Annotated in this window: 12 protein-coding genes; 4 read left to right on the plus strand and 8 right to left on the minus strand. The window is 67.4% G+C overall.

Going from position 1 to position 14697, the window contains the following annotated elements; translation table 11 throughout:
• Positions 1–42: 42 nt before the first annotated feature.
• A complete protein-coding gene (locus ACLIMP_RS14895; protein ID WP_324696458.1) occupies positions 43–1719 on the minus strand; it encodes an amidohydrolase in 1677 nt (558 codons plus the stop codon).
• Between the two features lie 104 nt (positions 1720–1823).
• Positions 1824–3296: a MocR-like pyridoxine biosynthesis transcription factor PdxR gene (pdxR, locus tag ACLIMP_RS14900; RefSeq protein ID WP_185996848.1), complete on the minus strand. Its 1473-nt coding sequence runs from the start codon at positions 3294–3296 to the stop codon at positions 1824–1826.
• A gap of 294 nt (positions 3297–3590) precedes the next feature.
• Here pdxR and ACLIMP_RS14905 point away from each other — a divergent pair, with 294 nt between their 5' ends.
• From ACLIMP_RS14905 to ACLIMP_RS14915, 3 genes are all read left to right on the plus strand, one after another.
• Positions 3591–4010: a group II truncated hemoglobin gene (locus tag ACLIMP_RS14905; protein WP_185996847.1), complete on the plus strand. Its 420-nt coding sequence runs from the start codon at positions 3591–3593 to the stop codon at positions 4008–4010.
• Between the two features lie 89 nt (positions 4011–4099).
• Positions 4100–4774, plus strand: a complete 675-nt coding sequence (ligK, locus tag ACLIMP_RS14910) for a 4-carboxy-4-hydroxy-2-oxoadipate aldolase/oxaloacetate decarboxylase (protein ID WP_185996846.1) — start codon at positions 4100–4102, stop codon at positions 4772–4774.
• The gene (locus ACLIMP_RS14915) at positions 4767–5642 is read left to right on the plus strand and encodes an amidohydrolase family protein (RefSeq protein WP_185996845.1); all 876 of its coding nucleotides are present in this window, start codon (positions 4767–4769) and stop codon (positions 5640–5642) included. The genes ligK and ACLIMP_RS14915 overlap by 8 nt, the downstream gene beginning before the upstream one ends.
• Before the next feature lie 190 nt (positions 5643–5832).
• On the opposite strand, the gene fghA is transcribed toward ACLIMP_RS14915, so the two are convergent.
• Positions 5833–6663: an S-formylglutathione hydrolase gene (fghA, locus tag ACLIMP_RS14920; protein ID WP_185996844.1), complete on the minus strand. Its 831-nt coding sequence runs from the start codon at positions 6661–6663 to the stop codon at positions 5833–5835.
• Positions 6663–7775: an S-(hydroxymethyl)glutathione dehydrogenase/class III alcohol dehydrogenase gene (locus tag ACLIMP_RS14925; protein WP_185996843.1), complete on the minus strand. Its 1113-nt coding sequence runs from the start codon at positions 7773–7775 to the stop codon at positions 6663–6665. Before ACLIMP_RS14925 ends, fghA begins: the two co-directional genes overlap by 1 nt.
• A gap of 95 nt (positions 7776–7870) precedes the next feature.
• On the opposite strand from ACLIMP_RS14925, the gene ACLIMP_RS14930 reads away from it, so the two are divergent.
• Complete coding sequence (locus tag ACLIMP_RS14930) at positions 7871–8758, plus strand: LysR substrate-binding domain-containing protein (RefSeq protein WP_185996842.1); 888 nt, start codon at positions 7871–7873, stop codon at positions 8756–8758.
• A gap of 12 nt (positions 8759–8770) precedes the next feature.
• On the opposite strand, the gene mdoH is transcribed toward ACLIMP_RS14930, so the two are convergent.
• The 4 genes from mdoH to ACLIMP_RS14950 form a co-directional block, all read right to left on the minus strand.
• Positions 8771–10591, minus strand: a complete 1821-nt coding sequence (gene mdoH / locus ACLIMP_RS14935; protein ID WP_054436339.1) for a glucans biosynthesis glucosyltransferase MdoH — start codon at positions 10589–10591, stop codon at positions 8771–8773.
• A complete protein-coding gene (locus ACLIMP_RS14940) occupies positions 10588–12123 on the minus strand; it encodes an OpgD/OpgG family glucan biosynthesis protein (RefSeq protein WP_324696465.1) in 1536 nt (511 codons plus the stop codon). The genes mdoH and ACLIMP_RS14940 overlap by 4 nt, the downstream gene beginning before the upstream one ends.
• A 126-nt stretch (positions 12124–12249) precedes the next feature.
• Entirely contained in the window at positions 12250–13425 is a 1176-nt protein-coding gene (locus tag ACLIMP_RS14945; RefSeq protein WP_185996839.1) for an efflux RND transporter periplasmic adaptor subunit, read from the minus strand.
• The gene (locus ACLIMP_RS14950) at positions 13418–14662 is read right to left on the minus strand and encodes a TolC family protein (RefSeq protein ID WP_324696467.1); all 1245 of its coding nucleotides are present in this window, start codon (positions 14660–14662) and stop codon (positions 13418–13420) included. The genes ACLIMP_RS14945 and ACLIMP_RS14950 overlap by 8 nt, the downstream gene beginning before the upstream one ends.
• Positions 14663–14697 lie beyond the last annotated feature (35 nt).

Below are 14697 nucleotides of genomic sequence, written 5' to 3' on the forward strand. Positions count from 1 at the left end.
TCCTGCGCAACCGAGACGGAAATCCGGGAAGATCGAAGCGTTTCAGCCGTAGACTTTCGTTCCGCCAAGGTGGGTCGAAACGACCTTGGCCTTGTCCAGATCGGCCGGATCGATTGCGGCCAGGTCGCGGTCCCAGATCACGAAGTCCGCCAGTCTCCCCGGCGAGAGCGTGCCGGTGTCTGCCTCCGATCGTCCGGCGAAAGCAGCGCCGCGCGTATAGGCGAGCAGCGCGTCATGAATCTCGACCTTCTGTTCGGGATACCAGCCGTTCGGATTGGCCCCGTCGAGCGTCTGGCGCAGCACCGCCGCTTTGAGCCCGGTCAGCGGATCGATCGGCGCCACCGGCCAGTCCGAACCGAACGAGACATGCGCGCCGCTCCTGATGAGCGATTCGAAAGCATATGTGGTCTTGAGCCGTTCCGGGCCGATGCGGCGCACCGCCCAGCGGCCGTCGTCCACGGCATGGAACGGCTGGACCGAGGCGATCACTCCCTGTTCGGCGAAACGGCCGATGGATGCGGGGTTGAGATGCTGTGCATGTTCGATGCGCCCCCGCCGATCGCGCGGGCCATTTACCCTGGCCACCTCCGCCCAGAAATCGAGCACCATGTCATTGGCGCGGTCCCCGATGGCATGCGTGGCGATCTGGAGGCCCGCAGCATCCGCCGCCAGCATGAGCGATCGCATCTCGTCAGGATCGGTCACCGTGATGCCCCGCGTCTTGGGATCGTCGAGATAAGGCTCGTAGAACAGCGCCGTGCGCGAGCCGAGCGACCCGTCGAACACGACCTTGCAACCGCCCCAGCGCACGAATTCATCACCGCGCCCCTCCGCCTTGATGATCGCGTCGAGCTTCTGCCAGTCCTTGAGCGGGGTCATCGCATAGAAGCGGAACGGCAGATTGCCAGAAACCCGCATCCGGCGCGCGGATTCGAAGGTGTTCCAGTCGATCCCGGTCTCGTGAACCTGCGTCACCCCCTTTGACAGGGCAAGCTGGATGCCCCGGCGGTTCGTTGCATCGATCTGCGCGTCGGTGGGGCGCGGAATGCGCTCGATCACCATGTCCTTGGCGGCGTCCTTGAACACGCCGGTAAGGCGGCCCTTGCCGTCTCGAACGATCACGCCGCCGGCCACATCGGGCGTATCCTCGCCGAGGTTCAGCATCCTGAGCGCCAACGAATTCAGCACGATCATATGCAAGTCGTAGCGGACCACGGCGACGGGCGTCTGCTGGCTCACCGTATCGAACCAGTCGCGGCTCGGCAGTTCGCCGCCCCAGGAATCGTTGTCCCAGTTGCCGCCGAGCAGCCATTCCCCCGCCGGCATCGCCTTGGCCGCGTCGGCAATCACTTTCACGAAAGCCTCGCGATTGTGCGCCTCTCGAAGAGAAGGCTGGCCGATCGTGGCCGAGCCCATGGTGAAGTGGACGTGGCAATCGGTAAAGCCGGGCGTGACGAACGCTCCGCCAAGATCGACGACCCGCGTCCGCTTGTCCGCGAGGCTCCGCGTGGCCTCTGCCCCCAGCGCCACCACGCGCGAGCCGACGAGGCCGATGGCGTCTGTGAATATCTCGCGCCCCTCGCCCGTCCAGATGCGGCCGTTGGTGTAGATCGTATCCACCGGAACGCCCCGCGCCCACGCCGCCTGCCTATAGAAAAGCCCGGCCGCTGCGGCGCCGGCGGTGCGGGTGATGAAGTTTCGGCGGTTTAGTGCTGTCATCTTGCGTCCCGTCGGGTGGTGGAAGTCTTCTTCCGAACATGAGCGGGCGCGGTGGAGCCCGAAACGGCCAATTCGAAAAAACCCGACGGGTCCAGTCCGCCTCCCTACCGCGCAGCCTCCGCCAGCGCGGTGATCGCCCTTGTCGCTTCCGTATCGTTGAGACTGGCGAAGCCGAGCCGCAGCCCCCGCGGCGCGGTATCGCGCGCCATGAACGAGCGGTAGCTGGCGAAACGCAGGCCCTGCGCCCGTGCGCGCTCCTCCATCCGGTCGAGATCGCCGCGGAACTTCACCCAGAACGCAAGCCCGCCGTCCGGGACCGCGAAATCGACATGTTCGCCGAGATGCGCGTCAAGCAAGGCCGCGAAGGACTGGCGGCGTTCGGAATAGACACGCCACGCCTTGCGGGCATGGCGGCGCAGTTCACCGTTGCGGATGAGTTCGGCGGCGGTTTCCTCGGTAACGGTATTGCCCATGCCGTCGGTCAGCGAGACCCGGTGCGCCACGGCGTCGATCACCGCTTCGGGCGCAGCAAGGAAGCCGATGCGCAGCGCCGGCAGCAGCAGTTTCGACATCGACCCCAGATAAAGCACCTGCCCCGGCGCATAGCCCGCCATCGGCAACAGCGGCTGAGACTGGAAATGAAATTCGTGGTCGTAATCGTCCTCGATGATCGCGACACCAAACTGTCTTGCGATTTCAAGCAATTGCAGCCGCCGTTCCGGGCGAAGCGCGATCGTGGTGGGGAACTGATGGTGCGGCGTCAGGAACACCGCGCGCACCGAGTGGCGGCGGCACATCGCCTCGACCTCGCCCACGTCGATCCCCTCGTCGTCTAGCCCCACCGGGATCACCTTGCCGCCCAAAGCGCGGATCGCGGCGACGGCGGGCTCATAGGTCAGTTCCTCCACGATCACCGCATCGCCCGGTTCGATCAGCACCTGAAGCGCGAGGAACAGGCCGTTCTGGCTGCCCCTGGTGATGCAGATATTGGCCGGGGTCACGGGCAGTCCGCGCTGGCTGCGCAGCATCTCGGCGATCTGTTCCCGCAGCAGTTCGGAACCGCGCGGATCGCGGTATTGCAGGCGATTGGCGCGCGAGGCGCGGCTGATCGCCGAGCGATAGGCGCGGGCAAGCTGGTCTGCCGGGAAAATCCGCCCGTCTGGCGCGCCTTCGTCCAGCTTGATGCCCTTGCCGCCGGGCAGCGCCAGCGGCCTCTCGGGCGGTTCGGAAAAGCGGTAATGCGTCTGCTCGAACCGCCGATCCGCTTCCTGCCCGCCCTCGGCAGCCGCCGCTTCCGGCGACTGGCTGCTGGGCAGCGAGCGCGAAACCACGGTGCCGCGCGTCCCCTCAGTGGAAAGCCAGCCCTGCGCGATCAGGTCCTCATAGGCGAGCACCACGGTCTTGCGATTGACGCCGAGCGCCCCCGCCAGTTCGCGGCTGCTCGGCAGGTATGTGCCCGAAGCGAGCCGCCCGGTCTCGATATCCCGGATGAGCGCATGGATGATCTGCATATAGATCGGCGTTCCGCGCTCGGGATCGATACGTTCGCCGAGAGTGACCTGCCAGGGACGCAGCATGTTCGTTTTCGCCTTCCTCGTAAGGAGGTTCCTTCGCTAACATCCCATTCCGCGATGGACCATGGGAATTTTCCAATACAGGCATTTTTACGGACCACTGCGCCATTACGGAGCCGTTACCCAAAACGCATGAGGATCTGGAAAAATCATTCAATCCATCACTTAAGCCCTGAATCTCCTGCAAAATGCACCTGACAGAGAGCGACAGAGAAGGGGTAGAACGCCGCAGAGGGTGCCAGAAGCGCCTCATTTCCCGCTTGCCTGCCGCGCCTGCCTGTCCAAAGGACAAGCGCCATGACCGAGACCACGCTTTACGACCGGATCGGCGGCGCGCCGACCATCGATGCCCTTGTCGACAGCTTCTATGCCCGCATGGACGAACTCGATGCAGCGCGCACCATCCGCGCCATGCATCCGCAGGACCTTGCCCCGCTTGGCCAGGTGCTGAAGGACTACCTTTCCGAATGGCTCGGCGGCCCGGCGCTGTTCTCTCCGGTGCGCGGCCATCCCCGCATGCGCCAGCGCCATATGCGCGTGCCGATCGATTCCGCCGCGCGCGATGCATGGCTGCTGTGCATGCGCGGGGCGCTGGCGCAGACCGTGGCCGACGAAGCAGCAAGAAGCGCCATCGACGATGCCATGGCCCGCCTTGCCGACTGGATGCGCAACGTCCCCGACGAACCCGCCGCCGAAACCACGATTAGCCAGAACTAATCGCCTCTCAGGGCAATCCCCTTCGCCTTTCCTGCGGCGCCGGGCCTAGAATGACGGCCTGAAATTTCGATAATGCAGGAGAGCACGTGATGAGTGGTATCGTCGTCCAGAACATCGAGCGGGCCGACCCCGCCGTGATCGACGGCCTCGCCAAGTGCGGCGTCGCAACCGTCCATGAAGCCCAGGGTCGCACCGGCCTTCTCGCCAGCTACATGACGCCGATCTATCGCGGTGCCCGCATTGCCGGTTCGGCCGTGACCATCAGCGCCCCTCCGGGTGACAACTGGATGGTCCATGTCGCCATCGAGCAGCTCAAGGAAGGCGACGTGCTGCTCCTTGCCCCCACCAGCCCCTGCGAGGACGGCTATTTCGGCGACCTGCTGGCCACCAGCGCCATCGCGCGCGGCTGCCGCGGCCTGATCATCGACGCCGGCGTGCGCGACGTGCGCGATCTTACCGAGATGGAATTCCCGGTTTGGTCCAAGGCGATCCACGCACAGGGCACCGTCAAGAACACGCTCGGCTCGGTCAACGTGCCGGTGGTCTGCGCCAATGCCGCCGTGAATCCCGGCGACGTGATCGTGGCCGACGATGACGGCGTGGTCGTGGTCCCCCGGGAAAAGGCCGCCGAAGTGCTCGCCGCCGCGCAGGCCCGCGAAGCCAACGAAGGCGAAAAGCGCGAGAAGCTGGCCGCAGGCGTGCTCGGCCTCGACATGTACAAGATGCGCGAGCGCCTCGAAAAAGAAGGCCTCAAGTATGTCTGAGCGGATCACCTCGTGGCACGCGGCCCCGAGCAAACCGCTCTACACGCCGCCCGCCGGCGCCATTGACGCGCATTGCCACGTCTTCGGCCCGATGGCGCAGTTCCCGTTCAGCGCCAAGGCCAAGTACCTTCCCGAGGACGCCGGGCCGGACAAGCTCTTCGCCCTGCGCGATCACCTGGGCTTCGCCCGCAACGTGATCGTGCAGGCAAGCTGCCACGGCACCGACAATGCCGCGACGCTGGACGCCATCGCCAGGTCGGACGGAAAGGCGCGCGGCGTGGCCGTGGTCGATCCGGCGATCTCGGACGCGGACCTCGCGAAGCTGCATGAAGGCGGCATTCGCGGCATCCGCTTCAACTTCCTGAAGCGCCTTGTGGACGATGCGCCGAAGGACAAGTTCCTCGAAGTCGCCGGCCGCCTGCCCGAAGGCTGGCACGTGGTGATCTACTTCGAGGCCGATATCCTCGAGGAAATGCGTGCCTTCATCGCCGCGATCCCGGTGCCGGTCGTGATCGACCACATGGGCCGCCCGGACGTGACGCAGGGGCCGGACGGCGCGGACATGAAGGCGTTCCGCACGCTGCTCGAAAGCCGGGACGACATCTGGTTCAAGGCCACCTGCCCCGACCGTCTCGACCCGACGAATGACCCGTGGGACAAGTTCGCCGAAGCAGTCGCGCCGCTGGTGGCGGACTATCCGGACCGCGTGATCTGGGGCACCGACTGGCCGCACCCGAACATGCAGGACAACATCCCGGACGACGGCCACCTCGTTGACATGATCCCCCGCATCGCGCCCACGGTGGAGCTTCAGCAGAAGCTGCTCGTGACCAATCCGATGCGGCTTTACTGGCCGGAAGAGCTTTAAGATAAAGGGAAAAGCAGGGGCCGTCGCCCCTGCACCCCCGACTTTCTCGGCGCGCCCCGCACTCGCGGTTGGCGCGCCGATTGCATCGGGAGACATAAAAAGCCTGCGGCGCAGGGAGTGCACGAGGCATCTGCGCGCGCAAGGTCGACATTCCGAGGGTCCGGGGGATCATCCCCCGGGTCTTCCTCTTCTACTTCAACCTTTCCGCGTGCCAGCCGACATGCTCGGCCATGAACGTCGAGATAAAGTAGTAGGAGTGGTCGTAGCCCTCCTGCATCCGGATCGTCGCAGGCTGGCCCGCCCTGGCGCAAGCCTCCTCCAGCAGATGCGTCTTGAGCTGGCCTTCAAGGAAGCCGTCGGCCGTGCCCTGATCCACCAGCAGGTCCGGCAGCCGCGCGCCGTCCTCGATCAGTGCGCAGGCGTCGTATTCGCGCCATGCCGAGCGGTCCCCGCCGATATAGCCGGTCAGCGCCTTCTCGCCCCATGGGCAATTGAGCGGCGACACGATCGGTGCAAAGGCGCTGACCGAGCGGAAGCGCGACGGATCGCGCAGCGCGATCGTCAGCGCGCCGTGGCCGCCCATCGAGTGGCCGGTAATCCCCTGCCGCGCCATGTCGGCGGGGAAGTGCTCGGCGATCACGGCGGGAAGCTCGGTCTCGATGTAGGAGCGCATGCGGAAGTTCGCGCTCCAGGGTTCCTGCGTCGCATCGACGTAGAAGCCCGCGCCCTTGCCGAAGTCGTAGCCTTCGTCGTCCGGCACATCGTCGCCGCGCGGAGAGGTGTCCGGCGCGACGAGGATCACGCCATGCTCGGCGCAGGCGCGGCGGAACTCGCCCTTTTCGGTGACGTTGGCGTGGGTGCAGGTCAGCCCCGAGAGGAACCACAACACCGGCAGCTTCGTGCCCGGCGCATGATCCGGCACGAAGACCGAAAAGGTCATCGGTGTGCCGGTTTCGGCGGAGGCGTGGGTGTAGACACCCTGCACCCCGCCGAACGCCCGGTTGGTCGAAACCGTCTCCATCAGAAGACGACGACCGAACGGATCGACTTGCCCTCGTGCATCAGGTCGAACGCGGTATTGATCTCTTCCAGGCCCATGACGTGGGTGATCATCGGGTCGATCTCGATCTTGCCGGTCATGTACATGTCGACGATCTTGGGCACGTCGGTACGGCCCTTGGCGCCGCCGAACGCGGTGCCGCGCCAGTTGCGGCCGGTGACGAGCTGGAACGGGCGCGTCTCGATGGTCTTGCCCGCTTCGGCCACGCCGATCACGATCGAGGTGCCCCAGCCGCGATGGCAGGCTTCCAACGCGGTGCGCATCACTTCGGTGTTGCCGGTGGCGTCGAAGGTGTAGTCCGCACCGCCGTCGGTCATCAGCACAATCTTGGCGACCACGTCCTCGCGGCTCATGCCCTTGGTATTGAGGAAGTCGGTCATGCCGAAGCGGCGGCCCCATTCCTCGCGGTCGGGGTTGATGTCCACGCCGATGATCTTGTTCGCCCCGGCAAGGCGCGCGCCCTGGATCACGTTGAGGCCGATGCCGCCAAGGCCGAAGACCACCACGTTGTCGCCCACCTGCACCTTGGCGGTGTTGATGACCGCGCCGACGCCGGTGGTGACGCCGCAACCGATGTAGCAAGAGGACTGGAACGGCGCGTCCTCACGGATCTTGGCGACGGCGATCTCGGGCAGAACGGTGAAGTTCGAGAAGGTCGAGCAGCCCATGTAGTGGTAGATCGGCTGGCCCTTGTAGGAAAAGCGCGTGGTGCCGTCCGGCATCAGGCCCTTCCCCTGCGTGGCGCGGATCGCGGTGCAGAGGTTGGTCTTGCCCGAAAGGCACGACTTACACTGGCGGCATTCCGGGGTGTAGAGCGGGATCACGTGATCGCCCGGCACCACCGAGGTGACGCCCGCGCCCACTTCGCGCACCACGCCCGCGCCTTCATGGCCGAGCACGCTGGGGAAGATGCCCTCGCTGTCGAAACCGTCCAGCGTGTAGGCATCGGTATGGCAGATGCCGGTCGCCATGATCTCGACCAGAACCTCGCCCGCCTTGGGGCCTTCAAGGTCGAGTTCGACGATTTCGAGCGGCTTCTTGGCCTCGAAGGCGACGGCGGCGCGGGTCTTCATGGGGTATGCTCCTGAAATTCTGAAGGCCTTTGTAGGACCGCGCCTTGCTGTGATAAAGCGGCCGTTCTGAAAAGGATTATCACCATACGGGGACAATGATGCTCGGCCAGTGGGACGGTATCGAGGAGTTCGTGATCGTGGCGCGCCTCGGCAGCTTCACGCAGGCGGCCGAGGCCTACGGCGCTTCGGTTACGCACATGAGCCGGGCGCTGGCGCGGCTGGAGGCGCGCCTGCAGGTGCAACTGCTTCACCGCACCACGCGCTCGCTGCGGCTGACCGAGACGGGGCAGATATTCCTCGAAACCTGCCGCCGCCTGATCGAGGAACGGGACGAGGCCATCGCCGCCATCACCTCGCAAGGCGAGCCGCGCGGGCATTTGCGCGTCACCTGTTCCTATGCGCTGGGCGAGAAGTTCGTGGCGCCGCTGGTGCGCGAACTGTCGCAGGCCTATCCGGCGATCTCGGTGACGCTGGACCTCGACAACTCGCTGGTGGACCTGATCGCCGATGGCTACGATCTGGCGATCCGCACCGGCCATCTGGAGGACTCGCGGCTGGTGGCCACCCGCGTCGCCTCACGGACATTGGTGACGCTGGCCTCGCCCGCCTACCTCGACGCGCGGGGGCGTCCTTCCGATATCGCCGACCTTTCCCGCCACGAATGCCTCGTCGGCTCGGCCGCGCAGTGGCATTTCCGGGGCGGCCGGACCTTTCGCCCGCAAGGACGCTGGCGCTGCAACAGCGGCAATGCCCTGCTGGAAGCGGCGCTGGCGGGGATGGGCATTTGCCAGCTACCGGCGTTCTATTTAGGCGACCGTGTGGCCGCCGGAAGACTGGAGCCGGTGCTGGCGGCGCTGGCGCCGGAAGAAGAGCCGATCTGGGCGGTCTATCCGCAGCGCCGGCACCTCTCCCCCAAAGTCAGCGCGCTGGTGGCGCACTTGCGCGCGCAGCTGCCCGCAAGGCTGGCCGAAGCCAGCGCCTGACCCAGGTGCAGACTACCCGATGACCAGCGGGGGCGTGCCGCCCTCCTGAATATCGTCGTTGGCGTGTTCGACCGGATCGTCGATCGTCGAAGCGGGAACGGCGAAGCAGCCGTGGCGCTCCGCCCGTTCGCCAAGCTGCTGGCTCGACGTCAGGCTGATGAGCCAGGGCGAGGCGAGCAGGCCCAGCGTCAGCGGCGAAAGCCACAGCGCCGTCACCGGATCGATGAATGCCGTGGCCGCAAAGACGAGGCCGAGCGCGATGTGCTCCTTGAGGTCGGGCAGCACTTCGCGCACCGAAATGCGGCGGGCGTCGCGCTCCTGCGTGTTCCAGTGCGCCGGAATGCCCAGCGCAAGGCCGAACAGCGCCTTGACCTGCATCACCATCGTCACCGGCGCCAGCAGGATCGCCAGCGGCACTTCCAGCGCAACCGAGCGCAGGACGCCGCCGAAGCCGCCGAAGCTGCGGCGGCGCGTCCCGTCGGCCAGAACCCAGATGGTCCCCATCAGCTTGGGACCGAACAGCAGCAGCACGGTAAGCCACAGCACGCTCGGCGGGGTGCCCACGCCCAGAAGCTGGCCGCCCTTGCTGGCCGCGGCCTGCGCGATGGACGTCAGCAGCAGCAGCAGCCAGCCCGGCGAGGTGAGATAGGCCGATGCGCCGATCAGCAGGTGCAGGCGGCTCACCCAGTGCAGGCCCGATGCATCGAGCAGGCGCAAGTGCTGGAGGTTGCCCTGCATCCAGCGCCGGTCACGGATCGCGTGATCGACGATGGTGGGCGGGAATTCCTCGTAGCTGCCGTCGATCATGACCATGTGGACGGCCCAGCCCCGGCGGCGCAGGAGCGCGGATTCCAGCATGTCATGGCTGAGGATGTGCCCGCCGAACGGCGCCTTGCCCGGCAGTTCGGGCAAGCCGCAGGCTTCGGCGAAGGCGCGCGTGCGGACGATGGCGTTGTGGCCCCAGAAGTTCGATTCCGCGCCCGACCACCAGAGCAGCCCCGCCGAGGCGATCGGCCCGTAGGCCTCGCTGGCGAAGCGCATCCAGCGCTGGAACACCGTCTTGGCGTTGATGATCATCGGCACGGTCTGGAGCAGGCCGATCGAGGGGCGCTCCTCCATGATCGCGGCCATGCCGACGATGGCATCGCCGCTCATCAGCGAGTCCGCATCGAGGATCAGCATGTTCTCGTAAGCGCCGCCGAAGCGCTGGACCCATTCGGCGATATTGCCGGGCTTGCGCGCGATGTTCTTCTCTCGGCGGCGGTAATAGAGCGCGATCGGCGCCTCGGCGGCGAGTTCGCGCCAGGCGGCTTCCTCGCGCTTGCCGTGGAAGGCGTTGGAATCGCTGAGCACGAAGAAGTCGATCCACTCCGCCGCGCCCGAAGCCGCAATCGAATTGGTCATCGCCCGCACGCGGCCGAACGTGGCCTCGACGCTCTCGTTATAGACCGGCATGAGCACGGCGGTGCGATGCCGCAGCGAGGATGCCGGGCTGGGGATCGCGGTAAAGCCGGGATGCTTGCCGCTGATGAGCTGGAGGAAGCCGATCGTCGCGGTGACGAAGCCGAACGAGATCCAGCAGAACAGCGGCACGAAGAACAGCAGCAGGATCACCTCGATCGCGTCGAGCCCATCGCGCGAGAAGGCGAAACGCACTTCGCTGGAGGCGGCAAGGCCGATCATCGCGGTCAGCGCGATCAGCAGCAGGCGCTTCACCAGCATCCCGTGCGGACTGGTGGCAACGGCGATGGTGCCCGGCGCGATGCCGTCCAGATCCTGCACCGGCATGGCCAGCGGCGCTTCGGGCGGAAGCGGGCTCAAGGCGCGGTTCATGGCTGGACTCCCTGTATTACCGTTTCGCTGAGCGCCTGATCCCCGCGCTTCAGATAGAGCCTGAATTCAGGCGAGGGCACGGCCGCAGGCCGCACGTCGAGCGTGACCCGCCAGCGCCCGTCCTGCCCCGCCACCGGATAGGCGGCGGCGTGAAGCAGGGCCTTGGGCGGCAGGTTGGTCGCCGCGGTCACGCCGCTGTCGCGGCCAAGGCCCCTGAGCGCGGGACCATCGAAATCGAACACGAACTTGCGCGCCTCCTGCGAGACGGGCTCGTCGCCGGGCCGCCCCGCCGCGCCCTGCCAGCTATCGACGCAGCGCGCCGCCGTGCCCGCCGTCGGATCCTGGGAGGTCCAGGTGAGGCGATAGGCGAATTCGCGGCCCTGCCCCGCCTTCGCCGGCTGGTCGGAAACCCAGAAGGCGGCCACGTTGTCCTGCGTCTCGCTGCCCGTGGGCATGCGGTAGAGCATGACCGTGCCCGCGCCCCAGTCCCCCTGCGGCTCCACCCAGAGCGAGGGGCGGCGGTCGTAGAAGGCGCCGTCGTCCTGATAGTGGTCGAACGCCTGGTCGCGCTGCAGCAGGCCGAAGCCCTTCACATGGTCCGCCCGCAAGGCATTCGTGCGGTTCGCCGCGGGGTTGGACAGCGGCACCCAGATGCGCTCCCCGCTGCCGGTCCATATGGCGAGCCCGTCGGAATCGTGGATTTCCGGGCGCCAGTCCGCGCGCTTGGCGGAATCGGACTGATCGTACCAGAACATGCTGGTGATCGGCGCGGCGCCCAGCCGCTCGACATCGCGGCGGAAGAACAGCGCCGCGCGAACGTCCTGCGTCACCCCCGCGGTGCCCTTGCGGCAATCGAAGGCATAGGCGCCCGTCACGCTCGGCCCGTCGAGCAGGGCATGGATGCGCACCCGGTCAGGCCCGAGATTCTCGATCCAGAATTCGGTGAAGGCGGGGAATTCCTCGGCCTTGGGCAAGGCGGTGTCCACCGCGATGCCGCGCGCGGAAAGCCCGTACTGGTCGCGCGAACCGGAGGAGCGGAAATAGGAAGCGCCGAGGAAGGCCAGCCAGTCCGAATGCTGGTCCTGCGTCATGACGCGGAAACCTGCGGGATCGGCCTGCTTGCCGCCCACGAACAACCCGCGCGCATCGACGAGTTGCCGCGCGGAGCCGTTCTCCACCAGATGCAGCGTCACCGCATGGGGCGATGTTCCCCGCGCCGTGGGAAACAGCCTGACATCGCCGCCGAGCGCCTGTGCCGGGCCATATGTGAGCTTGCCCACCGCATCGAAATCGGCAACCGCATGGGGCGAGACTTGCGGCTCCGCCCATGGCCGTGCGGCCAGAGCGCGCGCCTGCTGGACCAGAACGTCCCACGAAAACGGACGCGCGGGGGCGAAGCGGGGCTGCGCCGCGGCCCGCGCCATCGGCGGCAGGGCCACGAAACCGGCGAGCGCGGCCACAAGTCCGGAAAATTCGCGCCGGGCGATCGATCTGTTTGCGACCTCGGTCGCGATCGTGCCTGCGTCCCTCATGTTAATTCGCTTCATGCGGTCAATACGCTTGGACGAAAGCAAAGTTTCGTCCGCGTCGTGAAGGTCCTTCTGTTGTGCAGCCCCCGGCGCGCGGTCTTGCCGGCGATTTCGGGGAGCCGGGCAGTCTCAGCGAGCAGGCGGGTTGCGCCATCCGATGATGACCTCGTCGCCAGGCTTGAGGTCGTTCGCGATGACTTCGGTGCGCTTGCCATCGCCCGCGCCGGTCGCAACATAGACCCGGCGCGGCTCTCCGTCCGCCGAAACGAGATAAATGCGCGCCCTGCTGCGATCAGCCGAGTTTTCCGGTTCGAAGGTCAGCGCGGCATCGGGCACCAGCATCACGCCCTTGCGCGGCGGCAGGGCGATCTCGACCGTGGCGGCCATGCCGGGGCGAACGGTCTGCGCCGGATTTTCCAGCGTGAACGCCGCGCGGCGCGAACCCGGCGCATCGGCGCGGTCTACCAGCACGCGCGCCAGCGTGGCCTGCTGCGCTTCGTCCGGCATCGCATCCAGCCGCACCCGCGCGACCGTGCCGGTGCCGATCTCGGCATTGCCGGCCTTGGCCAGCGGGACCTCGATCTCCAGCGTCTCGTCGCTGGCCGCCAGCGTGAACAGGCGCATCCCGGTGCGGACGCGCTGGCCGTTGCTGATGTTGCGATCGACCACGAAGCCCGAGAACGGCGCGCGGACCACGGCGGAGGCCAGCTTCTCGCTATCGGCCTTCAGGCTGCTTCTTGCGGCGGAAAGCCGGGCTTCGGCGGCGGAAACCTCGCGGCCGGCACGTTCCACGGCGCCGCGCGCACCTTCGAGTTCGTTGATCGCGGGAACCCGGTGGCCGGAGCGCCGCCAGACATCCTCGAACCGGCCGAGCTTGGCCGCCGCCTCCTCGCGCGCGGCGCGGGCGGCCGCAAGGTCGGATTCGGCGGCGGACACCAGCGCACGGTCCGCGGCGAGCGTGCTGCGCAGGGGCTCGGCGTCGATGGTGGCAAGGACTTGCCCTTCCTCCACCTTGCCGCCGGCCGGAACGCCTTCCGCCGTGACGGTGCCGTCCAGCGCCGCCGCCAGCACGACTTCGCCGCTGCCGTGGACGGTGCCTCGCTCGGACACCAGCGGCGTCACGTCGCCGCGTTCGACCAGGGCGGTGTAATAAGGAGAATCGGTGCCGCCCAGGAACCGCATCAGCAGGAAGATCGAGGCGATCACCGCCAGCGCCAGCAGCGCGAGGCTGAGCTTGTGCCCCCGCCCGCGCCGGTTGCCCGCGCCCAGGAATGTATCGAGTACGCCCGTTTCGGCTTCAGTCACAGGCCGCGCCCCCCACCGGCGGTTCGAGGTCGGCGGCGGACCAGCCCGCGCCTTCCAGCCTGTGCAGGCGAATCACCGCCGCCGCGCGGTCGGCATGGAGCGAAACCCGCGCCTCTTCGGCGGCCAGTGCTGCCGCCTCGGTGACGTAGAGCGTGGCGAAATCGCCGAAACCGGCGCGATAGGCCGCGCGCGCATCGGTAACCGCGCGCTTCGCCTGCGCGGCCGCATCGGCCAGCGCGGCTTCTCGGGGGCCGAATGCGGCAAGCGCCTGACGCGCGGACGCGATCTCGGCGCGGGCATCGGCCTGCGTCTTGTCGAGCTTGCGAATCGCCTCCCGCAAGGACGGCGGCACGGCCGCGCCATCCGGGTCGGCACGCGCCGCGTCGAGCTGCTCCTGCGTCACCTTTTCGTGCGCAAGGCTGGATTCGAGGCGGCTGCGCAGGGCCATGAGGTCCGCCCGGTGAAGCGGAGCATCGGGGGCGGGCGCGGTGCCCGGCGGGAAAGCGGGAATCTCGGCGCTTTCGCCGAGCGCGGTCAGCAGGGCATCGCCGTCCATCCCGGTCATCGCCGCAAGCGCGGCGCGCGCGGCATCGAAGCGGGCGCGCGTGGAAGCGACATCGGCATCGACCACGCCGGCCATGCTGTTGCCCAGCCCGCCGTCGATCGCGGTGACGAGCCCGGCCTGGCGGCGGAACTCGGCGATCACCGCATTGTCGCGGAACTGGTCGAGCCGCTCTGTCCGCAGCACGAGGATCAGCTGGAGCCTGCGGACCTGCACATAGGCCTGCGCCACTTCGCTGGCGCGGTCGGCGCGGGCCTGCGCATAGGCATAGGCCCAGGCGGAGCGGGCAGCGTCACGCTCGGGCGCCTCGTCCTTGCCCACCAGCGCGCGGACCTTCCCGGCAAGCCGCCGCGAAGCCGCCGCGTCGCTTTCCTCCTGCTGGTGAAGCCGCGCGGCCCGGCAGGCCAGATCGCCATCTGCGGCAAGGCCCCGCTCCACGAGGTTCGCGAGCAGCGGATCGCCTGCCGATTTCCACCAGTCCCCATCGGTCGGCGCTTCCACGGGGGGCGCCAGCGACAGGCTGGCGTGAACTTCGGGCGCCTGCGGCGTGGCGCAGGCGGCCAGCGCAAGTGGCACCGTAGCGGCCAGGGCACGGGGCAACGAACGGGGCAGCGCACCGGCCAGCGCCAGTACGAGCGGGCCGCCCGCGCGGCTTATGACAGCATGGTTTCGCACGTTGGCTGCGATAGCAGCAATGTTCGCTGAGGCAA

The organism is Novosphingobium aeonii, assembly GCF_052279045.1.
Lineage (GTDB): Bacteria > Pseudomonadota > Alphaproteobacteria > Sphingomonadales > Sphingomonadaceae > Novosphingobium.

Coding starts and splice junctions, on each gene's coding strand:
- ACLIMP_RS14895 (WP_324696458.1), bottom strand. CDS start 1,719: ATGACAGCACTAAACCGCCGAAACTTCATCACCCGCACCGCCGGCGCC.
- pdxR (WP_185996848.1), bottom strand. CDS start 3,296: ATGCTGCGTCCCTGGCAGGTCACTCTCGGCGAACGTATCGATCCCGAG.
- ACLIMP_RS14905 (WP_185996847.1), top strand. CDS start 3,591: ATGACCGAGACCACGCTTTACGACCGGATCGGCGGCGCGCCGACCATC.
- ligK (WP_185996846.1), top strand. CDS start 4,100: ATGAGTGGTATCGTCGTCCAGAACATCGAGCGGGCCGACCCCGCCGTG.
- ACLIMP_RS14915 (WP_185996845.1), top strand. CDS start 4,767: ATGTCTGAGCGGATCACCTCGTGGCACGCGGCCCCGAGCAAACCGCTC.
- fghA (WP_185996844.1), bottom strand. CDS start 6,663: ATGGAGACGGTTTCGACCAACCGGGCGTTCGGCGGGGTGCAGGGTGTC.
- ACLIMP_RS14925 (WP_185996843.1), bottom strand. CDS start 7,775: ATGAAGACCCGCGCCGCCGTCGCCTTCGAGGCCAAGAAGCCGCTCGAA.
- ACLIMP_RS14930 (WP_185996842.1), top strand. CDS start 7,871: ATGATGCTCGGCCAGTGGGACGGTATCGAGGAGTTCGTGATCGTGGCG.
- mdoH (WP_054436339.1), bottom strand. CDS start 10,591: ATGAACCGCGCCTTGAGCCCGCTTCCGCCCGAAGCGCCGCTGGCCATG.
- ACLIMP_RS14940 (WP_324696465.1), bottom strand. CDS start 12,123: ATGAGGGACGCAGGCACGATCGCGACCGAGGTCGCAAACAGATCGATC.